The 24,864-nt window shown below is 54.5% G+C and carries 23 protein-coding genes; 7 read left to right on the top strand and 16 right to left on the bottom strand.

Annotated elements, in window-relative coordinates; all coding sequences use genetic code 11:
* Positions 1 to 25 precede the first annotated feature (25 nt).
* From atpG to ravA, 14 genes are all read right to left on the bottom strand, one after another.
* A complete protein-coding gene (atpG, locus tag FCN45_RS19495; protein ID WP_101763910.1) occupies positions 26 to 892 on the bottom strand; it encodes a F0F1 ATP synthase subunit gamma in 867 nt (288 codons plus the stop codon).
* Positions 893 to 944: 52 nt separating this feature from the next.
* On the bottom strand, positions 945 to 2,486 hold the full coding sequence (gene atpA, locus FCN45_RS19490) for a F0F1 ATP synthase subunit alpha (RefSeq protein WP_008106721.1): 1,542 nt from the start codon (positions 2,484 to 2,486) through the stop codon (positions 945 to 947).
* A gap of 14 nt (positions 2,487 to 2,500) precedes the next feature.
* Positions 2,501 to 3,034: a F0F1 ATP synthase subunit delta gene (gene atpH / locus FCN45_RS19485; protein WP_008106723.1), complete on the bottom strand. Its 534-nt coding sequence runs from the start codon at positions 3,032 to 3,034 to the stop codon at positions 2,501 to 2,503.
* 14 nt (positions 3,035 to 3,048) lie between these two features.
* Positions 3,049 to 3,519, bottom strand: coding sequence for a F0F1 ATP synthase subunit B (atpF, locus tag FCN45_RS19480; protein ID WP_007893603.1), 471 nt, complete (start codon positions 3,517 to 3,519; stop codon positions 3,049 to 3,051).
* Positions 3,520 to 3,626: 107 nt separating this feature from the next.
* A complete protein-coding gene (gene atpE, locus FCN45_RS19475) occupies positions 3,627 to 3,866 on the bottom strand; it encodes a F0F1 ATP synthase subunit C (RefSeq protein ID WP_003849523.1) in 240 nt (79 codons plus the stop codon).
* A gap of 49 nt (positions 3,867 to 3,915) precedes the next feature.
* Entirely contained in the window at positions 3,916 to 4,734 is an 819-nt protein-coding gene (atpB, locus tag FCN45_RS19470) for a F0F1 ATP synthase subunit A (protein WP_007893608.1), read from the bottom strand.
* An 8-nt stretch (positions 4,735 to 4,742) separates the two neighbouring features.
* Positions 4,743 to 5,123, bottom strand: coding sequence for a F0F1 ATP synthase subunit I (gene atpI / locus FCN45_RS19465; RefSeq protein WP_137386819.1), 381 nt, complete (start codon positions 5,121 to 5,123; stop codon positions 4,743 to 4,745).
* Between the two features lie 713 nt (positions 5,124 to 5,836).
* Positions 5,837 to 6,454, bottom strand: a complete 618-nt coding sequence (gene rsmG, locus FCN45_RS19460) for a 16S rRNA (guanine(527)-N(7))-methyltransferase RsmG (protein WP_110868235.1) — start codon at positions 6,452 to 6,454, stop codon at positions 5,837 to 5,839.
* A 47-nt stretch (positions 6,455 to 6,501) separates the two neighbouring features.
* Entirely contained in the window at positions 6,502 to 8,391 is a 1,890-nt protein-coding gene (gene mnmG, locus FCN45_RS19455) for a tRNA uridine-5-carboxymethylaminomethyl(34) synthesis enzyme MnmG (RefSeq protein ID WP_137386818.1), read from the bottom strand.
* Between the two features lie 442 nt (positions 8,392 to 8,833).
* Positions 8,834 to 9,274: an FMN-binding protein MioC gene (gene mioC / locus FCN45_RS19450; RefSeq protein WP_064738315.1), complete on the bottom strand. Its 441-nt coding sequence runs from the start codon at positions 9,272 to 9,274 to the stop codon at positions 8,834 to 8,836.
* A gap of 154 nt (positions 9,275 to 9,428) precedes the next feature.
* The gene (gene asnC / locus FCN45_RS19445; RefSeq protein ID WP_008106733.1) at positions 9,429 to 9,890 is read right to left on the bottom strand and encodes a transcriptional regulator AsnC; all 462 of its coding nucleotides are present in this window, start codon (positions 9,888 to 9,890) and stop codon (positions 9,429 to 9,431) included.
* A 106-nt stretch (positions 9,891 to 9,996) separates the two neighbouring features.
* Complete coding sequence (gene ovoA, locus FCN45_RS19440; protein WP_137386817.1) at positions 9,997 to 12,123, bottom strand: 5-histidylcysteine sulfoxide synthase; 2,127 nt, start codon at positions 12,121 to 12,123, stop codon at positions 9,997 to 9,999.
* Positions 12,124 to 12,189: 66 nt separating this feature from the next.
* Complete coding sequence (viaA, locus tag FCN45_RS19435) at positions 12,190 to 13,650, bottom strand: ATPase RavA stimulator ViaA (RefSeq protein ID WP_137386816.1); 1,461 nt, start codon at positions 13,648 to 13,650, stop codon at positions 12,190 to 12,192.
* Complete coding sequence (gene ravA / locus FCN45_RS19430; RefSeq protein ID WP_137386815.1) at positions 13,647 to 15,143, bottom strand: ATPase RavA; 1,497 nt, start codon at positions 15,141 to 15,143, stop codon at positions 13,647 to 13,649. The genes viaA and ravA overlap by 4 nt, the downstream gene beginning before the upstream one ends.
* Positions 15,144 to 15,440: 297 nt before the next feature.
* On the opposite strand from ravA, the gene kup reads away from it, so the two are divergent.
* A complete protein-coding gene (gene kup, locus FCN45_RS19425; RefSeq protein WP_101763918.1) occupies positions 15,441 to 17,309 on the top strand; it encodes a low affinity potassium transporter Kup in 1,869 nt (622 codons plus the stop codon).
* An 11-nt stretch (positions 17,310 to 17,320) separates the two neighbouring features.
* Here kup and qseC read toward each other — a convergent pair whose 3' ends face one another.
* Together qseC and qseB are read right to left on the bottom strand one after the other, a co-directional pair.
* A complete protein-coding gene (gene qseC, locus FCN45_RS19420; protein ID WP_137386814.1) occupies positions 17,321 to 18,652 on the bottom strand; it encodes a quorum sensing histidine kinase QseC in 1,332 nt (443 codons plus the stop codon).
* Complete coding sequence (qseB, locus tag FCN45_RS19415) at positions 18,649 to 19,311, bottom strand: quorum sensing response regulator transcription factor QseB (RefSeq protein WP_137386813.1); 663 nt, start codon at positions 19,309 to 19,311, stop codon at positions 18,649 to 18,651. Before qseB ends, qseC begins: the two co-directional genes overlap by 4 nt.
* Positions 19,312 to 19,491: 180 nt before the next feature.
* On the opposite strand from qseB, the gene FCN45_RS19410 reads away from it, so the two are divergent.
* From FCN45_RS19410 to rbsK, 6 genes are all read left to right on the top strand, one after another.
* Positions 19,492 to 19,887 (top strand): YgiW/YdeI family stress tolerance OB fold protein, encoded by a 396-nt coding sequence (locus FCN45_RS19410; RefSeq protein ID WP_137386812.1) that lies wholly within the window; start codon positions 19,492 to 19,494, stop codon positions 19,885 to 19,887.
* A 172-nt stretch (positions 19,888 to 20,059) separates the two neighbouring features.
* The gene (gene rbsD / locus FCN45_RS19405) at positions 20,060 to 20,479 is read left to right on the top strand and encodes a D-ribose pyranase (protein ID WP_137386811.1); all 420 of its coding nucleotides are present in this window, start codon (positions 20,060 to 20,062) and stop codon (positions 20,477 to 20,479) included.
* Positions 20,480 to 20,486: 7 nt separating this feature from the next.
* Complete coding sequence (gene rbsA, locus FCN45_RS19400) at positions 20,487 to 21,995, top strand: ribose ABC transporter ATP-binding protein RbsA (RefSeq protein WP_137386810.1); 1,509 nt, start codon at positions 20,487 to 20,489, stop codon at positions 21,993 to 21,995.
* Positions 21,992 to 22,963, top strand: a complete 972-nt coding sequence (gene rbsC, locus FCN45_RS19395; RefSeq protein ID WP_008106756.1) for a ribose ABC transporter permease — start codon at positions 21,992 to 21,994, stop codon at positions 22,961 to 22,963. The genes rbsA and rbsC overlap by 4 nt, the downstream gene beginning before the upstream one ends.
* A gap of 26 nt (positions 22,964 to 22,989) precedes the next feature.
* Complete coding sequence (gene rbsB, locus FCN45_RS19390) at positions 22,990 to 23,865, top strand: ribose ABC transporter substrate-binding protein RbsB (protein WP_137386809.1); 876 nt, start codon at positions 22,990 to 22,992, stop codon at positions 23,863 to 23,865.
* Between the two features lie 64 nt (positions 23,866 to 23,929).
* Positions 23,930 to 24,859: a ribokinase gene (gene rbsK / locus FCN45_RS19385; RefSeq protein WP_137386808.1), complete on the top strand. Its 930-nt coding sequence runs from the start codon at positions 23,930 to 23,932 to the stop codon at positions 24,857 to 24,859.
* Positions 24,860 to 24,864: the final 5 nt, after the last annotated feature.

Raw genomic sequence — 24,864 nt, 5'->3', positions numbered from 1 at the left:
CTCGCGCGACAGGATATATGCCTGGTTAAACCGCGGAGGCTCCCGAGACGATCTCGGTAAGTTCCTGGGTGATGCTGGCCTGACGAGCTTTGTTGTAAACCAACTGCAGCTCTTTGATCAGGTTTCCGCCGTTGTCGGTTGCAGCTTTCATTGCAACCATACGTGCGGCCTGCTCACTGGCCAGGTTTTCCACCACACCCTGATAAACCTGCGATTCGACGTAACGACGCAGCAGGGTATCCAGCAGCGCTTTCGGATCGGGTTCGTACAGGTAATCCCAGGTCTTCGCCTTCATCTCTTCTTCACCTTCCGCTGGCGGTAACGGCAGCAGTTGGGTAATGGTCGGAGTCTGAGACATGGTGTTATTAAACTTGTTGGCAACGATATACAGCTTGTCGATGCGACCTTCATCGTAGGCCTGCAACATCACTTTTACCGGGCCGATCAAATCAGACAGTGCAGGCTTATCGCCCATACCGGTGACTTGTGCCACGATGTTGCCACCTACAGAGCCGAAGAATGAATTGCCTTTCGAACCGATAACAGCCAGATCGCTCTGTACGCCTTTATCCGCCCAGCTTTTCATATCTGCCAGCAATTTTTTGAACAGGTTAATGTTCAAACCACCACAAAGCCCGCGGTCAGTCGAAACGACCAGGTAGCCGACGCGCTTAACGTCACGCTCATCCAGGTAAGGGTGCTTGTATTCCAGATTACCCAAGGCAAGGTGACCAATCACTTTGCGCATGGTATCTGCATACGGACGGCTGGCCGCCATGCGTTCCTGCGTTTTACGCATTTTGGAGGCGGCGACCATTTCCATCGCTTTGGTGATCTTCTGCGTATTTTTTACGCTTCCGATCTTACTACGTATTTCTTTTGCGCCGGCCATTAGCTTCTCCTCAAAGCCTTGCGGCCTGCCTTTTCAGACAAGCCGCCAGACATTACCAGGACTGGGTTGCTTTAAACGTTTCGAGGAGGCCTTTCAGCTTCTCTTCGATTTCGTTATTGAAGTTACCCGCTTGGTTGATTTCAGCCATCAGCTCAGCGTGATCGCGATCCGCGAACGCCAGCAGAGCGGCTTCGAAGCTGCCGACTTTCGCCAGTTCAACATCGTTCAGATAGCCGCGCTCAGCAGCAAACAGCACCAGACCCTGTTGCGCGACTGACATCGGCGCATACTGTTTCTGTTTCAGCAGCTCGGTCACTTTCTGACCGTGGCTCAGCTGTTTACGCGTTGCATCGTCCAGATCGGAAGCGAACTGAGAGAACGCAGCCAGTTCACGATACTGTGCCAGCGCGGTACGAATACCACCGGACAGTTTCTTGATGATCTTAGTCTGTGCAGCACCACCAACACGGGATACCGAAATACCCGGGTTAACGGCTGGACGAATACCGGAGTTGAACAGGTTAGATTCCAGGAAGATCTGACCATCAGTAATCGAGATTACGTTGGTCGGAACGAACGCAGAAACGTCACCCGCCTGAGTTTCGATGATTGGCAGTGCGGTCAGAGAACCGGTCTGGCCTTTCACTTCACCGTTGGTGAAGCGCTCAACGTAGTCAGCGCTAACGCGTGATGCACGCTCCAGCAGACGAGAGTGGAGATAGAACACGTCACCAGGGAATGCTTCACGACCTGGTGGACGGCGCAGCAGCAGAGAAATCTGACGGTAAGCAACAGCCTGCTTAGACAGGTCATCGTACACGATCAGTGCATCTTCACCGCGGTCACGGAAGTACTCACCCATCGCACAACCGGCGTACGGTGACAGGTACTGCAGTGCTGCAGATTCAGAAGCAGAAGCGACAACCACGATGGTGTTAGCCAGCGCGCCGTGCTCTTCCAGCTTGCGAACTACGTTAGAAATGGTTGACGCTTTCTGACCAATCGCAACGTAGACACACTTGATGCCTGAATCGCGCTGGTTGATGATGGCGTCGATTGCCATTGCAGTTTTACCGGTCTGACGGTCACCGATGATAAGCTCACGCTGGCCACGGCCGATTGGAATCATCGCATCGACAGATTTGTAACCGGTCTGAACAGGCTGGTCTACAGACTGACGGTCGATAACGCCCGGTGCAATCACTTCAACAGGCGAGAAGCCGTCGTTTTCGATTGCGCCTTTACCGTCGATCGGTGCACCCAGGGTGTTCACCACACGGCCCAGCAGGCCACGGCCAACTGGAACTTCTAAAATACGACCCGTACATTTTACTTTCATGCCTTCCGCGAGGTCAGCATACGGGCCCATCACTACTGCACCAACCGAGTCACGCTCGAGGTTCAGTGCGATAGCGTAACGGTTGCCCGGCAGGGCAATCATCTCACCCTGCATGACATCGGCCAGGCCGTGTACGCGGATGATACCGTCACTTACAGAAACAATAGTACCTTCGTTGTGAGCTTCACTCACGACATTGAACTGAGCAATGCGCTGCTTGATCAGTTCGCTGATTTCGGTGGAATTCAGTTGCATATGCTCCAGTCCCCTTAAGACTGCAAGACGTCTGCCAGACGATCAAGACGGCCGCGTACGCTGCCATCAATGACCAGGTCACCCGCACGGATAACCACACCTGCCATTACAGACTTATCAATTTTGCAATTCAGCTTAACTTTACGTGACAGACGTTTTTCCATCGCGGCGCTGATTTTAGTCAGCTGACTGTCACTCAGCGTGCTGGCAGAAATCACATCAACTTCGGCTGTCGCTTCATAAGCGTCACGCAGTTGAATGTACTGAGCCAGTACGGCTGGAAGCGCTGTCAAACGTCCGTTTTCGGCCATTACCTTAATCAGGTTCTGGGCGTTTTCATCAAGTTGATCGCCACAAACTGCAATGAAAGAAGCAGACAAAGCTTCCGGTGCGAGCGCACCGGAAAGAAGATCTGCGATCTGTTCGTTGCGAGCCACTTCTGCGGCAAACGCCAGCATGGATTGCCAGCGATCGATGCTTTGATGCTCAACAGCAAAGTCAAAAGCTGCTTTGGCGTAGGGGCGAGCTACAGTAATCAGATCAGACATCAGCCCCTCCCTCCTTACAGTTCAGCGACCAGTTTATCAACGATGTCGCTGTTAGCAGCTTCATCCACGGAACGTTCGATGATTTTCTCGGCGCCAGCTAATGCCAGCAACGCGACTTGCTTACGCAGCTCTTCACGGGCACGCGAACGCTCGGCATCAATTTCTGCCTGCGCCTGCGCCACGATGCGGTTACGTTCAGTCTCAGCTTCGGTTTTCGCTTCGTCCAGAATCTGGGCACGGCGTTTGTTCGCCTGCTCGATAATGACCTGAGCGTCTTCTTTCGCTTTTTTCAGCTGGTCGGTCGCATTGGCCTGCGCGAGATCTAAATCTTTCTTCGCGCGCTCAGCAGAAGCAAGGCCTTCAGCAATTTCTTTCTGGCGCTTTTCGATGGCAGCCATAATCGGCGGCCATACGTACTTCATGCAGAACGCGACAAACAGAATGAACGCGATGGCCTGGCCGAGGATTGTTGCATTAATGTTCACAGCACAATGCCTCTTATTAAGTTAACTTGCTCTGCCGCTATCAGAGATAAACGGCAGAATCCGTCCCTCATCACACCAGGTGCCATGAGTGAACAAGGCTACCAGGTTTAAGCGACAGCAAACATCACGTAGAGACCCAGACCTACAGCGATCATCGGGATTGCATCCACCAGACCCATTACAACAAAGAACTGCGTACGCAGCAGAGGGATCAGATCCGGTTGACGCGCGGCGCCTTCCAGGAATTTACCTCCGAGGATGCCGATACCGATCGCAGCACCGATTGCCGCCAGGCCCATCATCACAGCGGCAGCCATGTACAGCAGATCCATATTCAGGTTTTCCATGACAGTCTCCAGTTTGTTTCAGTTAAAAGCTTAAGTGTTGAGATAAAAATCAATGTTCTTCAGATGCCATCGACAGATAGACGATCGTGAGGACCATGAAAATGAAAGCCTGCAGCGAAATGATCAGGATGTGGAAAATGGCCCAAGGCACATTCAACAACCACTGCGACCACCACGGCAGCAAGCCGGCAATCAGGATAAAGATCAACTCACCCGCATACATGTTGCCGAACAGTCGCAGACCCAGTGAAACAGGCTTGGACAGCAGGCTAACACCTTCAAGAATCAGGTTAATGGGGATGAAGATCGGGTGATTAAAAGGCTGCAGCGTCAACTCTTTGGTGAAGCCGCCAATGCCTTTCATTTTGATGCTGTAGAACAGAATCAAAATAAATACGCCCAGCGCCATAGACAGCGTGATGTTCACGTCTGCAGACGGCACGACGCGCAGCGCCGGCAGGCCTAAATAGTGCTCGCCGATAAACGGCAGCAAATCGATAGGCAGCAGATCCATGAAGTTCATCAGGAAGACCCAGACGAAAATCGTCAGAGCCAGCGGGGCGATAAGTTTGCTTTTACCGTGGTACATGTCGCGCACGTTGTTATCAACGAAGCCGACAACCAGTTCGATAGCCGCTTGTAATTTCCCTGGAACACCGCTGGTAGCGCTTTTCGCCACTTTGCGGAACAACACCAGGAAAATCAGTCCCAGCACCACAGAGAAAAACATGGAATCGATATTTAATACCCAGAACGTCGCGGGAGCGTCGTGCGGATTCACCAACTCGAAAGTACGCAGGTCCAACTGAAGGTTATTCAGGTGGTGACCTATGTATTCTTGCGGAGTAGAGATTTCTCCAGCAGCCATGATGCCTCTTACCCTTTGTTGTTAATTACAGCCGGAGCGACGATCTGCACCACCAGCACCGATAACCACGTGATTGCGAGTGGCCAGAAGACCGCTCCAAACACACCCAACGCCACCGCGAGGAGAATGACGGTTGTGAACACCTTCAACACTTCACCAAGGGCGAAGCTCCAGGCAACACGTCCTTTCGCAGGCGTTTGATCCTGCAGGCGCCAGGCCAAAAACATAAACAACACGTTCGGCAGCCAGGCTGCCACGCCACCCGCGATGGCGGAGGCGCCCCAGGTAACCTCTTTCAGGGTAAAGAGCGCACCGATGATGACAAAGGTCACCAGCTGAATGATCAGCACGGCCCGGGCTAATTTCACACTGTAAAGAGACACTGACATGACGCTGAACTCTCCTGCCCCGAACGGGGTATGTCGCGTGTCGTATAAGACTGCCTTTACTCATTTGAGTCAAGCAGCAAAAGCCGTGCAAATTATACGGGCGCCACCTGCGATTTCAATCGGTAAGTAGCGAAAAGGTGAACAATTATTTAAATTTCTTTCTGAAGGGCTATTTTTCAAAACATCGTCTTCAGGCAATGTCTGACTTTAAGTCTGAAAATGCCCGACCGACTTGCTTTTAAAGCGTGCTTTAGATCACATAATAAACAAGGAATGCCTGACTGAATTTGTTTCAGACAAGATTTATACGATTTCTAAATTGTATTAAGCACTTATAAATCAGAGTTTTAATTTTATTATTTAACAGTTGCGCTACGATTTTCGAGAAAAACACTCTATTGACATCATGCGCTGCAATAAAAACGCAAAACTGAGATTACGTACGCCAATTTATTGCAAAGTTATATTTTCACCAGTGATTATTTGGTTGGGTAAATACACGCGATAAAGTGATCTAAGTGATAATAGAATGTGAATTATTCGTTAAATGTAACAGAGCTTTTCGGATAATTTCCGCCGGGGATGTTAACTCGCGCACCCTGCCCTGCGAAATAAAAGCTTTTATCTAAAAGTGTTCAATCGCTGCTTTTTCGTTCAGGGCAATAACTAAGACAAACGGCATGAAGCAGCTTAAATCCATACCGTTTAAAAGCCTATTGGCGGGTAATCACCACCAGATGACGTTCACCATCCAGCTCGGGTACCTGCAGAGGTTGAATTTTTTCCACCGTAAAGCCAGCGGGTAATGCAGCAATCTCATCATCCGGACGCACACCTTTCAGGGCATAAAAGCGACCTTCAGGACCCGGCAGATGATGACACCAGGTCAGCATATCCTCGAGTGAAGCAAATGCACGACTGATAACACCGTCGAATGGCGGCTCAGACGGATACTCTTCAACGCGGCTCTGCACCGGCGTGACGTTAGTAAGTCCTAACTCATGTTGTACCTGACGCAGGAAACGCACGCGTTTGCCGAGGCTATCCAGCAAGGTGAAATGCGATTGCGGGCGCACAATGGCCAGCGGAATGCCTGGTAAGCCCGGGCCGGTGCCGACATCAATAAAGCGTTCGCCCTGCAAATGTGGCTCAACCACCACGCTGTCGAGAATATGGCGTACCAGCATCTGCTGCGGGTCGCGCACTGATGTCAGGTTATAGGCCTTATTCCATTTATGTAACAACTCAACATAGCCAACCAACTGCTGTTTTTGTTGATCGGTAAGGGAAATATTTGCCGCTTTTAGCAGCGAGGAGAGTTTGTTGATCACAACGAGAATTCCATTAACGGGGGCGAGTTGCCTCGCCCCAAAGTCGATCAGGCGCTTTTACGCAGCAAGCCCTGTTTTTTCAGGTAAATCAGCAGAATTGAGATGGCCGCAGGCGTGATGCCCGAAATACGAGAAGCCTGGCCGATGGAAGTCGGTTTGTGATCGTTGAGTTTGGCGATCACTTCATTCGACAAGCCATTTACCTGACGATAGTCGAGCTCGACAGGCAACAAGGTGTTTTCATTGCGCAGCTGGCGATCAATCTCTTCCTGCTGACGCGCAATGTACCCTTCGTATTTCACCTGAATCTCCACCTGCTCAGCAGCTTGCTCATCTGACAGTGCCGGACCGTAGCTGGCGAGTGACGTCAGCAGCGGATAGGTCATCTCTGGACGACGCAGCAGATCTTCACCGCTGGCTTCTTTGGTGAGAGGCGCACTGATCACCGCGTTCACTTCCGCCACGTTATCCGATTTTGGATGCACCCACAGATCGCGCAGGCGTTGACGCTCCTGCTCAATCGCCTCCAGTTTCTGGTTGTAGCGCGCCCAGCGGGCATCATCAACCAGACCGAGCTCGCGACCGGCTTCGGTCAAACGTAGATCGGCGTTGTCTTCGCGCAGCATCAGGCGGTATTCCGCGCGTGATGTAAACATGCGGTACGGCTCTTTCGTGCCCAATGTGCACAAATCATCAACCAGTACACCAAGGTAAGCCTGATCGCGACGTGGCGCCCAACCCTCTTTGTCGGCGGAAGCGCGTGCTGCATTGAGGCCGGCCAGCAAACCTTGCGCTGCCGCTTCTTCGTAGCCAGTGGTGCCGTTGATCTGGCCGGCAAAGAACAGGCCGTGGATAAATTTGCTTTCCAGCGTCGGTTTGAGATCGCGTGGATCGAAGAAATCATACTCGATGGCGTAACCCGGACGGATGATCTTCGCGTTTTCCAGTCCTTTCATCGAACGTACAATCTGCATCTGTACGTCAAACGGCAGGCTGGTGGAGATGCCATTCGGGTAGATCTCGTTGCTGGTCAGGCCTTCCGGCTCCAGGAAGATCTGGTGCGCATTACGATCGGCAAAGCGCATCACTTTGTCTTCGATCGATGGGCAATAACGTGGACCAATACCTTCGATGATCCCGGCATACATCGGGCTGCGATCGAGGTTATTGCGGATCACGTCATGTGTCTGTTCGTTGGTATAAGTGATCCAGCATGGCACTTGTTGTGGATGCTGTGAAACCTTGCCCATGAACGAGAACACCGGCATCGGATGATCACCGTGCTGCGGTGTCAGCACCGAAAAATCAATCGAGCGTGCGTCGATACGTGGCGGCGTACCAGTTTTCAGACGGTTTACGCGCAGCGGCAGTGCACGCAGGCGTTTTGCCAATGGGATTGATGGCGGATCGCCTGCACGGCCACCGCTGTAGTTATCCAGCCCGATGTGGATTTTGCCATCGAGGAAGGTCCCGACGGTCAGCACCACGGTTTTGGCGCGGAACTTCAGGCCCATTTGCGTCACAGCACCGACGACACGATCGTTTTCCACAATCAGATCGTCAACCGCCTGCTGGAAGATCATCAGGTTTGGCTGGTTCTCTAAGGCGGTGCGTATCGCCTGGCGATACAGTACACGGTCAGCCTGAGCACGTGTGGCGCGAACAGCGGGGCCTTTACTCGCGTTTAGTATCCTAAACTGGATGCCTGCCTGGTCAATTGCCGTGGCCATCAAACCGCCTAAGGCATCCACTTCCTTCACCAGATGTCCTTTCCCGATGCCACCGATCGCCGGGTTACAGGACATTTGTCCAAGCGTATCAATGTTATGGGTGAGTAACAGGGTTTGCTGACCCATTCGGGCTGCGGCCATCGCGGCCTCTGTGCCCGCATGACCACCACCGATTACGATGACGTCAAAAGGATCTGGATAAAACATGAAGTGGGTCCTCGTTAGTGTTTCGGACAGGGATCGTTGCCCTGGGCGGTGGATTCTACTGAAATAATGTCGGCGGCGAAAGTCGCGGGATCCCGAGGTTTAAAAGAAAGGATCTTAAGTCTTTTATATGATCTTTCTGTTAGATCTACTATTAGGATCGCATCCGGCTGTTGATAACCCCAAAAAGTGCAGGCTAAACAGCAAATTAGCGATGATCATTAGCTGTGAATGATCGGTGATCCTGATCCGTATAAGCTGGGATCAAAATGGCTACTTATGCACAGCCTAAAAAAGAAACAGGCGTTGTTCTTTGGATAACTACTGGTTATACGCATGAAACAGGCCATGTTATCCACAGTCGATCGCGGGTTTAAGGTAAAAAAACAGCGCAATCAACTGGGGATCATTCTATTTTCCCGATCCCCAGCCACTAAAGATCGTTTTAAATCTGCGTTTTCCATGTGGCGACCCACACTTCGGCCGCGTCTTCCGGGATCTCATGCTCCAGCACGTCGATCTCCAGTCGATCGCCAATGCGTTTGGCGCCCAGTTGGTTCAATTGCTCTTCCAGCAGCTTGATCGCGCCGCAGAAAAGATCGTATTCATGATTACCGATGCCGACTGCGCCATAACGTAAGCCAGAGAGGTCCGGTTTTGTTTCCTGCAGTGCTTCATATAAAGGAAGCAAATTATCAGGCAGTTCACCGGCACCGTGCGTGGAGGTAACGATCAGCCAAATCCCTTCCGGTTGCAGCTCATCCAGCTCTGGGCCATGCAGCACCTCGGTTGAGAAGCCCGCTTCCTGCAGTTTTTCTTCCAGATGTTCAGCAACATATTCGGCGCTGCCAAGGGTACTTCCACTGATTAACGTAATATCGGCCATGATGCTCTCCCGCACTAAAGGCGAGCATTGTACGCTGTGATCAAGCCGTGATCCACCTGTGGAAAACAGGGTTAACAGTAGAAAGCATCAGGCGGCAAGTCGCGCTATACGCGCGATCTGCCGGGGATAAGTTTGTGCACAGATTAGAGAGGGATCACGGCTTAATGGTGCGCATGATCGGGTTTTGCAGGGAGATCAGGGTTTCGGTGGACTGAATTTCGTCGATGGTCTGGATCTTATTGATCAACACCTGTTGCAAGGCATCGATTGATCGGCACATCACTTTGATAAAGATGCTGTAATGACCGGTGGTGTACCAGGCTTCCACCACTTCATCCAGCGCGTCGAGTTTGCTCAGAGCCGCCGGATAATCGCGCGCGCTTTTAAGGATAATGCCGATAAAGCAGCACACATCGAAGCCGAGCTGACGTGGATCGATCTCCACGCGCGTGCCCAAAATAATACCCGCCTGACGCATCTTCTCCACCCGCACATGAATGGTGCCGGGGCTGACGTTGAACTGCTTGGCGAGCTCGGCATAGGCGGTACGCGCATTCTGTAGCAGCGCATTCAGAATGCCGCGATCCAGGTTATCCAGCTGAAGGTGTTCCGCCATTGTCCATCCTCGTTGAGTTCTTCTTCTATGAATAGAGGAGAATGTGCAGCAAATTAGCGGTGCAGGCAAGGTGCAGACAACAGCCATGCCGTTGTCTGCCTGCTTTTTAGCGCTTACGCCAGAAGGTCACTTGCGCCTGCGTGTGCTGGAATTTGCGCGCCGTTTCGCGGATCACAAAGGGTACATCCTGCGGCGGTGCCACTTCGTCAAAGGCATCACGCAACAGACGCTGCAGCGCCTGATAGGTTGTCAGCGCTTCACCATTTTCGCGAACACCGCCCAGCCAGTTCTCTTTCGGCGTGAAATCTTCCAGCCAGGTATACGGCGATGACAGCACCAGCAAACCACCGGCGCGGATCATCGGCGTGACATCCTGCAGGAAACGTTTTGGCTGACGCAGACGATCGATCAGGTTAGAGGCCAGCACCAGATCGTAACGGTCCGGCTGCGGCTTCAGGTTACAGGCATCGCCCTGCACAAACTGAATACGCTGCGCTTGTTCAGCTTCCAGACCAAACTCTTTCAGCCGCACCTGACGATACTCCACCAGATCGCCCTCTTCGGGCACCACATAGCGGAAATCCTCACCGGAGGTCAGCTGCAGCGCAACATCAATAAAGCGCGCCGAGTAATCCATGCCCGTTACCGCCTCGAAGTGTCGCGCCAGTTCAAAGCTGGCCCGCCCGGTAGCGCAGCCGATGTCCAGCGCCTGACCCCGCGCAGTACAGTGCGGCAGCAGTTTTTCCACCAGCGCAGCCGCGTAGTTGGGCACGTTGTAGTAGCTCGGCCCGTACTGGAAATCGAGATACTGCGACACCATGCTGTCGGTTTCATAAGGATTGAGCGTCATGCTCTCTTCATGGGAAGAAACGACATAGCGGAAACCGGCGTGCTGGAAGAAGTGACGACGGAAAGCGTAGCGCGCAGATTTCAGCGCTTCATTGCCGGTGGAAATCCAGCTGCCACCTTTGATCAGCGCATGTTTGCCATCAAAGGTGGGTGTGGAGAAATCGTCGTAGAGCGGATGTACCTTAAAGCCTTCGAAACCGTTGGTTGGCGTCGTGGTCCACTGCCAGACGTTGCCGACGATGTCGTAAAACTCACCTTGTGCGAAGCGATCGACCGGGCTGGAGGAAGCCCAGTATGCCAGATTGATGTTGCCCGGCGCTTCAGTCCAGTCCGGCTGATCGCCGCCAACTTGCTCACGCAGCTGCGCCCATTCGGCTTCGCAGGGAAGCTGAACAGATTTACCGGTCTCTTCCGCCAGCCAGCGACAAAACGCGGCGGCTTCCAGTTGATTCACTTCCGCCGGCCAATCCCACGGCATCGCCACTTCTTCGGCCAGCACGCGCAGTTTTAGCTGATCGGGCAGCTTTTCGTCACCGACCCAAAATGTCGGCATCTGCGCACCGGAAAATTCACGCCAGCCCCAACCTTCGTCATCCCACCAGCGGCGATCGTTATAACCGTCCGCCGCAATAAAACGATAAAACTCAGCATTGCTGACCAGCATTTTGCTGGCCTTAAACGGCTTAAGTTCGGTTTGCTGGCTACCGTATTCGTTATCCCAGCCATAAGTGTCGTCGGTTTTGCCCTGCTGCACACGGCCGCCGGGCATCGCGATCAGAGAATTTTCCGGTACCGATTGACGATCGTGACGCGCCTGCGGGCAAACTGGCCAGTGCGGCTGCGGCTTAACCCATTCAATCGGCAACTGGCGCATCAGCACGCTGGAGGTTTCCAGATGAATACGTTCGTGTTCGATGCCCATCAAAACCACCCACGCCGGGCTGTCCCAGTCGATCGGCAGTTCCAGCGGCATGGTGCGAATAAACTCACTCACCAGGCTTTTCACTTTGCCACGATAGTCGCGCACTTCTGCGATGGTCGGCCAGTCGTAATGGCTGTCGTTGAGATCGTCCCAGCTCATCTCATCCACGCCGATCGCCATCATCGCCTCAATACGATCGTCAACGCGTTGATCGAGGTAGCGGCCCGCCATCAGCTTATTAATGTAGAAGGTTGCGGTGTGACCAAAATAGAAGATCAGCGGATGGCGCAGCGAAATGGCTTTGTTAAACCAGGCGCGCTCGTCCGCCAGGCAATCAAACAGGCTTTCATACAGTTCCCAGGTTTGGGTGAAGTACGCCAGCAGCTCGGCCCGTTTTTGTTCGGAGTGTTGGCCGGAAAGTTTTAGCGTGCGGGTCGGTGCGGGAAGTTGGGCGGTCGTCACAGGTGCTCCAGTTTGCTAAATGCTCGAACTTATCAATATAGCAAATTAGCATTTCCGCCAGATGAATTAGCGCTGCCAGCGGCGCAGCAGACGGCTTTTCAGGCCGGTATCAAAGCGCCAGATGTGATCGAAGATGCGCAGAATGCCGGGTTTGCCATGCAGCGACATTGCTACCGCGTGGAAGCGCTGTTGATGTTGGCGCTGACGCTGCTTAATGGTGCTGACGATGTCGTCCGGCAAACGCTGGGCAATAAAATCCGAAACGATCACCGCATCCGCTTCCTGCCACGCGCTGCCTTCCATGCGTTTCACCACCGCCGCAAGGCAGGCAGCGAGATCGGTACCGCCGCGAAAACGCTGGCTGAGGAAACGGATCGCCTGCTCAATGCCGTTATCAGCGGTGAGTTCATAACCGATCACTTCATGAGCAAACAGCATGATGTAGCAGCGGCGCTTATCCGCCAGCGCCACTTTCAGCAGCGCCAGGCAAAAGGCTTTGGCGCAGCGTTCATTGAAACCGCCCATCGATCCGGACGTATCAACGCAAACGATAAACGGGCCGCGCGGTTGCTCTTCATGCTGCTGGTGGCTGACCGGACTCATGGTGACTTTTTCGTGCCACGCATCGCCCTGCAGACGATAAGTCAGCAAGCGTTTCTCGACTAAGCGCCGATAAAACTCCAGCTCTAACTCGCTTATGCTCAATGCCGCCAGCTCAGGTGGCAACAGACGCAGCACATCATCGCTTTGATGAATGCCGCTGACTTCTTCCGGGACGTTATCCGGTTCGCGCACCAGCTGGTGAAACGCTTCCAGCGGTGCATCCTGCGACGGCACCGATTTGGCCTCGCGGCTGCGACCCAGCTGCTGCGCCAGCTTCATCAATTCCGGCTGCTGGGCGAGGAAATCGCCGTACTGCACAATCAGTTCATAATCGCCGTGCTGCAGCGGCGCTTTGCTTAAATCCCACAGGCGTCCGGCGGCAGCTTCATCGTCATCGGTCAGGATCGGCGCCAGCTGACCGCTGATCGCCATGCGCTGCTGCAGCTCGGCCATCAAGCGTTCGCGCTGCTCTTCCAGAAGGGTTTCATTCAGCGTCAGCGTTTGCAGCGTCAGGCTGAGACGCCAGCGTTGCAGGAACAAAGTGTGTTGCGCGTTGCTGAGCTGGTCGCTTTCGGCATTCAGCAGCAGTTTGCTGGCTTCTTCGATGAATGGCGACGGCAGGCTTTTCAGCTGCGTCATGATGTTGGGTAACTGCTGGGTGAAATGTTGCGTGCTGAGTAGCTGCATCTGTTGAAACAGCTGAAACTCCTGCGCCAGCGCTTCTGGCACCGGCGTGACTTTGATCTGCTCGGCGATCTCCGATCGCCAGCGCGGCAGATCGCGCATCATGGCTTGTTTCAGGCGGGGAAATTTCTCAAAGAACAGCGCCAGTTGCGGCGAGGCGAGCAGCGCGATAATCAGCTCTTCGATTAACTCGGTTTCGCCAATCGACAACAGCGCACTCAGCGTCTCCAGTGAGATCATTTTCTCGCCTGTTTCAGCTGTTCCGCGACATCTTGCAGGCTGGTTTCGATGCGAGCCAGCCAGTCATCGCTAATGAACAAACAGCGCTGATGCTGGCTGAACAGCGTGCGCTGCGCGCGCAGCTGGGTTTCCAGCGCGTCATATTCATCAGCGATCTCCTGCGGCATCTCGCTGCTGCTGCTGGCGCCCGGCAGCGTCAGACGCGTGGATTGCAGGCTGACATCGCGCAGCGTCAAACAGTGATGGGTATCCACCAGCATATCCAGCGTCTGACCAAAGCCGATGCCGTTCAGCTTGCCACGGATTTCACCGCCCTTCAGCAGCCACTGATCCAGCGCTTCGCGGCCAATCAGAATGTGCGTCACCTGCATGTCGTGCAGCATCAACGGCTGTTGCAGCATTAGCGTCAGTTGATCATCGGTGATGGCGGCGGGTAATTCGTAGTGCGGTTTGCGGCTGAACATGCCGCTGTGTTTCTCCAGCGTTAGCGCTTGCGCCACGCTTTGCTGCTGTTGCAGCGCCAGCCGGCGGCCTTTGATCTGCTGCAGCTTATGTAGCAGCGCCTGTTGCTGCCACGCATGTTGCGACATTAGCGTATCGATTTCGCGATCCAGCATTTTCATCGACGCCACGTCATGCCACAGGCAATCTTTCAGCAGCACTAAGTCGATGGGCGCGATGGCCACGCGGCCGCTGTAAAAGGCGCTAGCCTGCAACAGGTGAATGGCTTTCTTCCAGCGACGATCGGAAATGTACGGCGCGTCCGGCAGCGTTTCTAACTGCTGACGAAGCTGATAAATCAGTTCAAACACATGATCCGGCAAACTGACCTGGCTGATGCCTTTCTGCCACTGCTCATACTCTTCATCGCTGATGCGCAACGATTCCGCCACCGGATTGTCGTTTTCATCCTGCTGGTGGGTGAGCATGCTGCGGAAGTTCTGCTTCTCATGCACGTTATCCAGCCACAGGCGAATCAACATGCGGTCATACAGCGCTTCCAGGCCACTATCGGCTTCCGGCAATTCGTTGGAAGCGGTAACCAGCAGGCGCATTGGGATTTTTTCTTCGCTGTCGCCATTGCGGAAGCGGCGTTCGTTGATGGCGGTCAATAAGGTATTAAGAATCGCCGGGCCGGCTTTCCAGATTTCGTCGAGGAAGACAATTTCGGCATCCGGCAAATAACCTTTGGTCAGACGCTGATAACGCCCTTCATCTTTCAATGCCTGAATCGACAGCGGGCCAAACACCTCTTCGGGGGTGGAAAAACGGGTCATCAGGTATTCAAATGCGCGGGCGTGCTGGAAGGCATATTTCAATCGGCGGGCAATCAGACTCTTGGCGATGCCCGGCGGCCCGAGCAGAAACACACTTTCGCCACTTAAGGCAGCCAGCAAACAGAGGCGGATCGCATGATGGCGTTCATACAGCCCTTTTTCCAGAGCGTTGCTCAGGCGAGAAATTCTTTCTGCCAAAAGATGGGGTTGAGCCATAATCACATCATTATCCTTTTGATACTGGTGCCGTCATAGTCTGGCGAGCGCAATACTCTACTGATTATCATGCGCGATTGCGTTGATAGCCGTCAGCTTTTTTGTTTCAGAAGGTTGATGCGAGAAAACTCGCCGCTTCCAACGGTTTTTTGGCGCTATTTTCGGCGAAAAACCGCGTCACCGACGCGATGGTGACACTTTGTAAGAGTAGGTTTTTTTGGGAATATGTGCATACTGTGCGCTTTTTGATGGCTTGAGCGGAAGGCAAGCGCCTCCGGCTCCAACAAAAGACAACTTATGAGCTCGGATAAGAAACAGTCCCTTGGGGCAGTCACGCTGGCGGCAATTGGCGTGGTGTATGGCGATATCGGTACCAGCCCACTCTATACATTGCGTGAATGCCTCTCTGGTCAGTTTGGATTTGGCGTGGAGCGCGAAGCGGTTTTTGGCTTCCTGTCGCTGATTTTCTGGCTGCTGATTCTGGTGGTGTCGCTGAAGTACATCAGCTACGTGATGCGTGCAGATAACGCCGGTGAAGGCGGGATTTTAACGCTGATGTCACTGGCCGGACGAAACACCGGCGCCAGAGCCACCGCGATACTGGTGATCATGGGCCTGATCGGCGGCAGCTTCTTCTACGGGGAAGTGGTGATCACGCCGGCGGTGTCCGTGTTATCGGCGATAGAAGGTCTGGAAATTGCCGCGCCGAGCCTCGATACCTACATCGTGCCGTTGGCGATTGCGGTGCTGACCTTGCTGTTTGTCATCCAGAAGCACGGCACCGGCATTGTCGGTAAGCTGTTCGCGCCGGTGATGCTGCTGTGGTTTATCATCCTCGCCGTATTGGGTGCGCGTAGCATCATTAATAATCCTGACGTGCTGCACGCCATGAATCCTTACTGGGCGCTGCACTTCTTTATTCAATACAAAAGTGTCTCTTTCTTCGCGCTGGGCGCCGTGGTGCTGGCGATTACCGGCGTGGAAGCGCTGTATGCCGATATGGGCCACTTCGGTAAATTCCCGATTCGTCTCGCCTGGTTTATCGTGGTGCTGCCTTCACTGGTGCTCAACTACTTTGGTCAGGGCGCGCTGCTGCTCAAACATCCTGAAGCGATCAAAAACCCGTTCTTCCTGCTTGCGCCGGATTGGATGCTGATCCCGATGTTGATTCTCGCCACGTTGGCCACAGTGATCGCCTCGCAAGCAGTGATTTCCGGCGTGTTCTCATTAACGCGTCAGGCAGTGCGTCTCGGCTATTTGCCGCCGATGCGCATTGTGCACACCTCAGAAGAGGAGTCCGGGCAGATCTACATTCCGGTGATTAACTGGCTGCTCTACTTCTCGGTGGTGATTGTGATTGTCGGCTTCGAGCACTCCAGCAATCTGGCGGCGGCTTATGGCATCGCGGTCACCGGCACCATGGTGCTGACCGCCATTCTCTGTTCTACCGTGGCGATTCAAAACTGGCACTGGAACCGCTATCTGGTGGTGCTGATTCTGATTGCCATGCTGATCATCGACGTGTCGCTGTTCTCCGCCAACCTGATCAAGGTGTTCTCCGGCGGTTGGCTGCCGCTGACGCTGGCGCTGATGATGTTCATCATCATGACTACCTGGAAAAGCGAGCGTTTCCGTCTGCTGCGTCGTATGCATGAGCACGGCAATTCACTGGAAGCGATGATTGCGTCGCTGGAGAAATCGCCGCCGGTACGCGTGCCGGGCACCGCGGTGTATATGTCGCGTGCGCTGAATGTGATTCCGTTTGCCATGCTGCATAACCTCAAGCACAACAAAGTGTTGCACGAGCGCGTAGTGCTGCTGACGCTGCGTACGGAAGATGCGCCTTACGTGCACAACGTCCGTCGTGTGACCATCGAACAGTTGTCGCCGACTTTCTGGCGCGTGGTGGCGAGTTACGGCTGGCGCGAAACGCCAAACGTCGAAGAGATTTTCCACCGCTGCGGTCTTGAAGGCCTGAACTGCCGCATGATGGAAACCTCCTTCTTTATGTCGCATGAATCGCTGATTATCGGCGATCGTCCGTGGTATCTGCGCCTGCGCGGCAAGCTGTTCCTCGCGCTGCAACGCAATGCGCTGCGCGCGCCCGATCAGTTTGAAATCCCACCGAACCGCGTGATCGAACTGGGAACCCAGGTCGAGATTTAACGCTGTGCGCGTCACCAACTTAAGGTGACGCGCAATCCTCCGCTGGCGCGCTGGCTGAACTGCAAGCGAACGCCGTGCAACTGGGCAATATTTTTCACGATGGAAAGCCCTAATCCGCTGCCGGTTTGCGCCTGTCCTGGCGGTCGCCAGAAGCGTTCACCCAACCTTATCAACTGCTCATCGCTGACGCCTGGCCCGTTATCATCAACGGTAATGGCGCGGGCATTGAGCTGCACATCAATAGTGCTGCCCGGCGGCGAATAGCGCAGCGCGTTATCCAGCAGATTGCGCACCATCAACCCCAGCAACAGCGGATGACCGTTCATCACCGGTTCGGCATGGCTGGTGAACTGCAAAGCGGTGTTTTGTTGTTCTGCCTGCGGGAAGTGCTCCGCCAGCAGGTTTTGCAGCAGCGGCGCTAGCGCCACCGGTTGAAACTCGCTGCGCAGATCGTCTGCTTCCACGCGTGACAGCGTTAAGAGCTGATCCACCAGACGCGTGGCGCGCACGATGCCGCTATCCAGTTGCTGAATGGCGCGTTTGCGCATCGCCTCATCATCATCAGCCAGTTGAATCACTTCACTCTGCACGCGCAGCGCCGCCAGCGGGCTGCGCAGTTCATGGGCGGCATCGGAGGTAAAACGACGTTCGCGCTGCACCAGATGCGCCATACGACTGAACAAACCGTTAAGTGCCACCACCAGCGGCTTCACCTCTTTAGGCAAGCGCGTGTCCGGCAATGGCGTGGCATCATCCGGCGCACGCTGATGCAGGGAAAGCGTAAGGCGTTTCAACGGGCGCAGCTCGAACCACACCAGCGCCAGCAGCAACAGCAACATAAAGGGCATGGCAATCAGCCACGGCAGCAGGCTGCTGAGCGCCAGATCGCGCGTCATATCTTCGCGGTATTCCCACTCTTGCCCGACCACCACGCGATAGCGCTTATCCTCGGAGGTGAGCCACACCAGGCGCCAGCTGTCTTTATCACCGCGCAGCCGGCCATCAACAAAGCCATCGCGCTGATGATCGAATTGCAGATCACGGCCGTTTTCGCCGTCGTTCAACAATGGTTGGCCTGCCGCGCTGAAAATGGCAAATGCCAGCGCATCATCATCCTGATCGCCGCGGTGATGGCGCAGGATCGCTTTGGTTTTCGGCAACGTCACGTCCTGCAGTGAGGTGGGATCAAGCGCTATCAGCCGTTTGGCGAACAGCATTTGCTGAGTATCAAACAGCTCGTTCACCGTATCGCGGGTTTGATGCCAGGCGCTGAGGCCGGCCAGGCCGCCGCACACTATAATCAGCAGCACAAAGCCGATGGCGAGGCGCAGAAACAGACTCATTCCGCCGCTCCCAGCGTATAACCGACGCCGTGTACGGTACGAATAAACTGGCTGCCGAGTTTCTTGCGCAGATGATGAATGTGCACTTCCACCGCATTGCTGGAGACATCTTCATCCCAGCTGTAGAGCTTCTCCTCCAGCTGACTGCGCGTCAGCACGCGGCCAGGATTACGCAGAAACAGTTCCAGCAGCGCCAGTTCGCGGCTTTTCAGGCTAACGGGTTCGCCATCGCACAGCACGCTGTGGCTGCCGGGCGCCATTACCACGTTGCCGTGTTTCAGTTCCGGCTGCAGTTGCCCATGACGGCGACGGATCAACGCCTGCAAGCGTGCCGCCACTTCTGTTAACGCAAACGGCTTACACAGATAATCGTCGGCGCCGAGTTGCAATCCCTGGACGCGCTGATCGAGCGCATCGCGCGCGGTGAGGATCAGCACCGGCACATCGTGTCCTTGCTGGCGCCACTGACGCAGGATATCCAGACCATCGCGTTCGGGCAGCGACAGATCCAGCACCACTGCGTCCCAGGGCGCGGCGGTCAACGCCTGAAATCCGGCTTCGCCGGAGACAAACCAATCCACGCTGAAACCGAGTTTGGTCAACCCGACTTTCAAACCGTCGCCAATCAGCGTGTCATCTTCAATCAGTAAAATGCGCATCAACTCTCCTTCTATTAAGCGGAGTTATACGAAGCACAATTGCTCTTGTACAGCGAAAATCCCGTCAAATAGACTATTTTTCATGAATGTTAGCCAAACGGATTCTCTTAAGATCCTGTTAAGAACCTTATGGTGAAATAGCTCCCGTAAACCGACACATTCATGGAAAAGAGGTGAATTATGAAAAAGTCCGCAGCTCTGTTAGCGATTGTCGCCCTGGCCGCCACGCCGGTTCTTGCCGCTCAGCAAGGTGGCTTTGTTGATCCCAATGCGCCATCCGCGCAGGTGAAGTCCGGTGGGTTCAAAGCCGATAACACCAGCGTTGTCACGGTGAAACAGGCCGCAGAGATGAAAGACGATAGCTGGATTACCGTGCGCGGTACGCTTGAGAAGCAAATCGGTGATGAGGATTATCAGTTCCGTGATGCCACCGGCACCATGAAGGTTGAAATCGATCATAAACGCTGGAACGGTTTGACCATCACGCCGAAGGATCAGGTAGAACTGACCGGCGAACTGGATAAAGATTTCAACTCGATCGAACTGGACGTGAAACAGGTACGTAAACTGCCGTAATCCCATCTTCGGGGCCGCAGCAGCGGCTCCAAAATCCCACCAAACTCAAATTCTCTCTGGCACAAGCGAAACGTTTCGATGGCGATCACATTTCCGTGATGCCGTCATTGAGTTGCCGTGCGCATTTTATACACTCCCGATCAGCGAAACGTTTCGCTGTGGAGTGGAATAAATGAAAAAAGGTCGCTTGTTAAACGCTGAAGTCTCACATGTGATTGCTCGCCTGGGGCACACCGATACGCTGACGATTGCAGATGCAGGCTTGCCAATTCCGGCCGGTCCACAGCGCATCGATCTGGCGTTAACGCCGGGTACGCCCGAATTTCTACAGGTAGTTGACGTTGTCACGCAGGAGATGCAGGTCGAAAGCGCCCTGATAGCGGAGGAGATTAAGCAGCACAATCCGCAGCTCCACAGCGCACTGCTCGCCGTGCTCGAAGCCTTGCAACAGCACCAGGGGAATGTCATCACCATCCGTTACACCAGCCATGAACAATTCAAACAACATACGCAGCGTAGTCAGGCGGTCATTCGCAGCGGAGAGTGTTCTCCGTATGCGAATGTCATCCTGAGCGCCGGCGTGACCTTCTGAGGCCGCTATGCAACCGTTATTGCAACTCAAAGGAATTGAAAAGTCGTTTCCTGGCGTGAAGGCGTTGAATGGCGCATCGCTGGCCGTTTATCCGGGACGCGTGATGGCGCTGGTGGGTGAAAACGGCGCGGGCAAATCCACCATGATGAAAGTGCTGACCGGCATTTACAGCATGGATGCCGGTTCCCTGCAGTGGCTGGGTAAGGATGTGGCGTTCTCCGGTCCAAAGGCGTCGCAGGAAGCAGGCATTGGCATTATCCATCAGGAACTGAACCTGATTCCGCAGCTGACTGTTGCTGAAAATATCTTCCTTGGCCGCGAGTTTGTGAACCGCTTTGGCCGCATCGAATGGAAAAAGATGTATGCCGAAGCGGATGCGCTATTAAAGCGCCTTAATCTGCGTTTCGACAGCCACAAGCTGGTGGGCGATTTGTCGATTGGCGATCAGCAGATGGTCGAGATCGCCAAAGTGCTCAGCTTCGAGTCGAAAGTCATCATTATGGATGAACCGACCGATGCGCTGACTGATACCGAAACGCTGTCGCTGTTCCGCGTCATCAATGAACTGAAAGCGCAGGGCTGCGGCATCGTCTATATCTCGCACCGCATGAAAGAGATCTTCGAGATTTGCGATGACGTCACTGTGTTCCGCGATGGGCAGTTTATTGCCGAACGCGCGGTGTGCGATCTCAGCGAAGAGAGCCTGATCGAGATGATGGTCGGCCGCAAGCTGGAAGATCAATATCCGCGTATCGATCAACAGCCGGGCGAGATCCGCTTAAAAGTCGAAAATCTCAGCGGTCCGGGCGTTGATAACGTCAGCTTTACGCTGCGCAAAGGGGAAATCCTTGGCGTGTCGGGTCTGATGGGCGCAGGACGTACTGAACTGATGAAAGTGCTGTACGGCGCGCTGCCGCGCAGCAAAGGCAAAGTGACGCTGAACGGCCGCGAGATCGTGACCCGCTCTCCGCAGGATGGCCTCGCCAGCGGCATTGTGTATATCTCGGAAGACCGCAAGCGCGATGGTCTGGTGCTCGGCATGTCGGTGAAAGAGAACATGTCGTTGACCGCGCTGCGCTATTTCAGCACTGGCGCGGGCAACCTGCGCCACAGCGATGAGCAGCTGGCGGTGGGCGATTTTATCCGCCTGTTCAACGTTAAAACTCCGTCAATGGAGCAACCGATTGGTCTGCTGTCTGGCGGTAATCAGCAAAAAGTGGCGATTGCGCGTGGCCTGATGACGCGCCCCGATGTGCTGATTCTTGATGAGCCGACACGCGGCGTCGATGTCGGGGCAAAAAAAGAAATTTATCAGTTAATTAACCAGTTTAAAGCCGAAGGGCTGAGCATCATTTTGGTGTCGTCGGAAATGCCGGAAGTGCTGGGCATGAGCGATCGCATCGTGGTGATGCATGAAGGCCATCTGAGTGGCGAATTTTCCCGTGAGCAAGCTACCCAGGAATCCCTGATGGCGGCGGCAGTCGGTAAGCAACACAGCGAGGAGTTAGTAGTATGAGCACCCAAACCTTACCCGCCAGCCGTCGTTGGTTCAGCAAAGCCTGGCTGCTGGAGCAGAAATCACTGATTGCATTGATCGTGCTGATCGCCGTGGTTGCCAGCCAGAGCCCGAACTTCTTCACGCTGGCCAATATGTTCAACATTCTGCAGCAGACGTCGGTCAACGCCATCATGGCGGTCGGCATGACGCTGGTGATTCTGACCTCGGGCATTGATCTGTCGGTGGGATCGCTGCTGGCGCTGACCGGCGCGGTGGCGGCATCGATTGTCGGATTAGAAGTGAATGCGCTGGTGGCCGTTGCGGCTTCGCTGGCGCTGGGGGCGGCGATTGGCGGTATTACCGGCGTGATTGTGGCGCGCGGCAAGGTGCAGGCTTTCATCGCCACGCTGGTGATGATGTTGCTGCTGCGCGGCGTCACCATGGTTTACACCAACGGCAGCCCAATCAATACCGGTTTTAACGATAACGCCGATCTGTTCGGCTGGTTCGGTATCGGTCGCCCGTTGGGCATTCCAACGCCGGTGTGGCTGATGGTCGCGGTGTTCGGGCTGGCGTGGTACATGCTGCATCACACGCGCCTTGGTCGTTACATCTATGCGCTGGGTGGCAACGAAGCGGCCACGCGTTTGTCGGGCATCAACGTTAATCGCGTTAAAATCATCGTCTATTCGCTGTGCGGCCTGCTGGCGGCATTGGCGGGCACCATCGAAGTGGCGCGTCTCTCTTCCGCACAACCTACAGCGGGCACCGGTTATGAACTGGATGCGATTGCTGCGGTGGTGCTGGGCGGTACCAGCCTGGCGGGCGGTAAAGGTCGCATCATGGGCACGCTGATTGGTGCGTTGATCCTCGGTTTCCTGAATAACGGCCTGAATCTGATGGGCGTATCGTCTTACTACCAAATGATTGTTAAAGCCGTCGTCATTCTGCTAGCGGTGCTGGTGGATAACAAAAGCAGTAAATAACTCTGACCTTCACACAGGATTTAAAAATGAAAAAGTTAACTGCATTGGCCGTCATTCTTGGCGCCACCCTCAGTGCTGGCGCGATGGCTAAGGACACCATTGCTCTGGTGGTATCTACGCTGAATAATCCGTTCTTTGTGTCACTGAAAGATGGCGCACAGAAAGAAGCTGACCAACTGGGTTATAACCTCGTGGTGCTGGATTCGCAGAACAACCCGGCGAAAGAGCTGGCGAACGTGCAGGATCTGACGGTGCGCGGCACCAAACTGCTGCTGATCAACCCAACTGATTCTGATGCGGTGGGTAACGCCGTGAAGATGGCGAACCAGGCGAATATTCCGGTGATCACGCTGGACCGCGTAGCAGCACAAGGCACCGTGGTGAGCCACGTGGCTTCTGACAACCGCTTCGGCGGCAAAATGGCCGGTGACTTCATCGCCAAAAAACTGGGCGATGGCGCGAAAATTATTGAACTGCAAGGCATTGCCGGTACCTCTGCGGCGCGTGAGCGCGGCGAAGGCTTCAAACAGGCAGCCGATGCCCACAAATTCAACATCCTGGCGAGCCAGCCTGCTGACTTCGACCGTACTAAAGGTCTGAACGTCATGCAGAACCTGCTGCAGGGACATCCGGATGTGCAGGCCGTCTTCGCTCAGAACGATGAAATGGCGCTGGGCGCGCTGCGTGCGCTGCAAACCGCGGGTAAAACCGACGTGCTGGTGGTGGGTTTTGACGGCACCGCTGACGGTGTGAAAGCCGTAGAATCGGGTAAACTGACCGCGACTGTGGCGCAGATGCCAGACAAGATTGGTATGATTGGCGTGCAGACTGCCGATAAAGTATTGAAAGGCGAGAAGGTGCAGGCGGTTAATCCGGTTGACCTGAAGCTGGTGACCAAATAATAAGTAAAGAAAAGCAGGGCAACGCGCCACCGTCCTGGTGGCGCATCTTTCTGGATGAATCCCAATGACCACAAGCGCAAAACTGGCCGTTCTCGGCAGCATCAATGCCGATCACATCCTTAACCTCGCCCATTTTCCACGTCCGGGCGAAACGGTGATCGGGAAACAGTATCAAATTGCTTTTGGCGGCAAAGGGGCCAATCAGGCTGTGGCTGCGGGCCGTGCCGGTGCAGACATTGCTTTTATTGCCTGTGTAGGCGCTGATGATATTGGCGAGCGTATTCGTCAGCAGTTGCAGCAAGACCGCATTGATACTGCACCGGTTGAAACCGTCGCAGATGAATCGACCGGTGTAGCGATGATCTTCGTGAATGGCGAAGGCGAAAATAATATCGGCATCTATTCCGGTGCCAATGCCGCGCTGACGCCGGCTCGCGTTGCGCAGCATCAGCAGGTGATTGCCGATGCTGATGCGTTGCTGATGCAGCTGGAATCTCCGCTGGAAAGCGTTCTGGCCGCCGCGAAGATTGCTCGCGCGCAGCAGACGCAAGTGATCCTGAATCCCGCACCGGCCACCGCGCTCTCTGATGAGCTGCTCGCGCTTATCGACATCATCACGCCAAATGAAACCGAAGCTGAAATTCTCACCGGCATTGCGGTAAAGAGCGATGAAGATGCCGCGCGTGCTGCTGCGGCATTGCATGCGAAAGGTATTGCTACCGTGTTGATCACGCTAGGCCGTCGCGGTGTGTGGCTGAGTGAGCAAGGCAACGGCGTGCGCATTCCGGGCTTCAGCGTGCAGGCCATCGATACTATCGCAGCGGGCGATACCTTCAACGGGGCATTTATTACCGCACGTCTGGAAGGTGTGGCGATGCATGATGCTGTACATTTCGCCCATGCCGCCGCTGCGATTGCAGTGACGCGTCCGGGCGCGCAGCCCTCAGTGCCGTGGCGCACTGAGATTGACGCCTTCCTGCAACAACAGGGCTAAGCGCT

The sequence above is a fragment of the Pantoea sp. SO10 genome, assembly GCF_005281435.1.
In the GTDB taxonomy this organism is placed as follows: Bacteria; Pseudomonadota; Gammaproteobacteria; order Enterobacterales; family Enterobacteriaceae; genus Pantoea; species Pantoea leporis.
Note: the sequence above shows the minus strand (reverse complement) of the source record. Positions and strands in the feature narration are given on the sequence as shown.

What these genes read in the sequence shown, in the direction of transcription:
- atpG (WP_101763910.1), bottom strand. Translation starts at nt 892, where the DNA reads ATGGCCGGCGCAAAAGAAATACGTAGTAAGATCGGAAGCGTAAAAAAT.
- atpA (WP_008106721.1), bottom strand. Translation starts at nt 2,486, where the DNA reads ATGCAACTGAATTCCACCGAAATCAGCGAACTGATCAAGCAGCGCATT.
- atpH (WP_008106723.1), bottom strand. Translation starts at nt 3,034, where the DNA reads ATGTCTGATCTGATTACTGTAGCTCGCCCCTACGCCAAAGCAGCTTTT.
- atpE (WP_003849523.1), bottom strand. Translation starts at nt 3,866, where the DNA reads ATGGAAAACCTGAATATGGATCTGCTGTACATGGCTGCCGCTGTGATG.
- atpB (WP_007893608.1), bottom strand. Translation starts at nt 4,734, where the DNA reads ATGGCTGCTGGAGAAATCTCTACTCCGCAAGAATACATAGGTCACCAC.
- atpI (WP_137386819.1), bottom strand. Translation starts at nt 5,123, where the DNA reads ATGTCAGTGTCTCTTTACAGTGTGAAATTAGCCCGGGCCGTGCTGATC.
- mnmG (WP_137386818.1), bottom strand. Translation starts at nt 8,391, where the DNA reads ATGTTTTATCCAGATCCTTTTGACGTCATCGTAATCGGTGGTGGTCAT.
- mioC (WP_064738315.1), bottom strand. Translation starts at nt 9,274, where the DNA reads ATGGCCGATATTACGTTAATCAGTGGAAGTACCCTTGGCAGCGCCGAA.
- asnC (WP_008106733.1), bottom strand. Translation starts at nt 9,890, where the DNA reads ATGGCGGAACACCTTCAGCTGGATAACCTGGATCGCGGCATTCTGAAT.
- viaA (WP_137386816.1), bottom strand. Translation starts at nt 13,650, where the DNA reads ATGATCTCACTGGAGACGCTGAGTGCGCTGTTGTCGATTGGCGAAACC.
- ravA (WP_137386815.1), bottom strand. Translation starts at nt 15,143, where the DNA reads ATGGCTCAACCCCATCTTTTGGCAGAAAGAATTTCTCGCCTGAGCAAC.
- kup (WP_101763918.1), top strand. Translation starts at nt 15,441, where the DNA reads ATGAGCTCGGATAAGAAACAGTCCCTTGGGGCAGTCACGCTGGCGGCA.
- qseC (WP_137386814.1), bottom strand. Translation starts at nt 18,652, where the DNA reads ATGAGTCTGTTTCTGCGCCTCGCCATCGGCTTTGTGCTGCTGATTATA.
- qseB (WP_137386813.1), bottom strand. Translation starts at nt 19,311, where the DNA reads ATGCGCATTTTACTGATTGAAGATGACACGCTGATTGGCGACGGTTTG.
- FCN45_RS19410 (WP_137386812.1), top strand. Translation starts at nt 19,492, where the DNA reads ATGAAAAAGTCCGCAGCTCTGTTAGCGATTGTCGCCCTGGCCGCCACG.
- rbsD (WP_137386811.1), top strand. Translation starts at nt 20,060, where the DNA reads ATGAAAAAAGGTCGCTTGTTAAACGCTGAAGTCTCACATGTGATTGCT.
- rbsA (WP_137386810.1), top strand. Translation starts at nt 20,487, where the DNA reads ATGCAACCGTTATTGCAACTCAAAGGAATTGAAAAGTCGTTTCCTGGC.
- rbsC (WP_008106756.1), top strand. Translation starts at nt 21,992, where the DNA reads ATGAGCACCCAAACCTTACCCGCCAGCCGTCGTTGGTTCAGCAAAGCC.
- rbsB (WP_137386809.1), top strand. Translation starts at nt 22,990, where the DNA reads ATGAAAAAGTTAACTGCATTGGCCGTCATTCTTGGCGCCACCCTCAGT.
- rbsK (WP_137386808.1), top strand. Translation starts at nt 23,930, where the DNA reads ATGACCACAAGCGCAAAACTGGCCGTTCTCGGCAGCATCAATGCCGAT.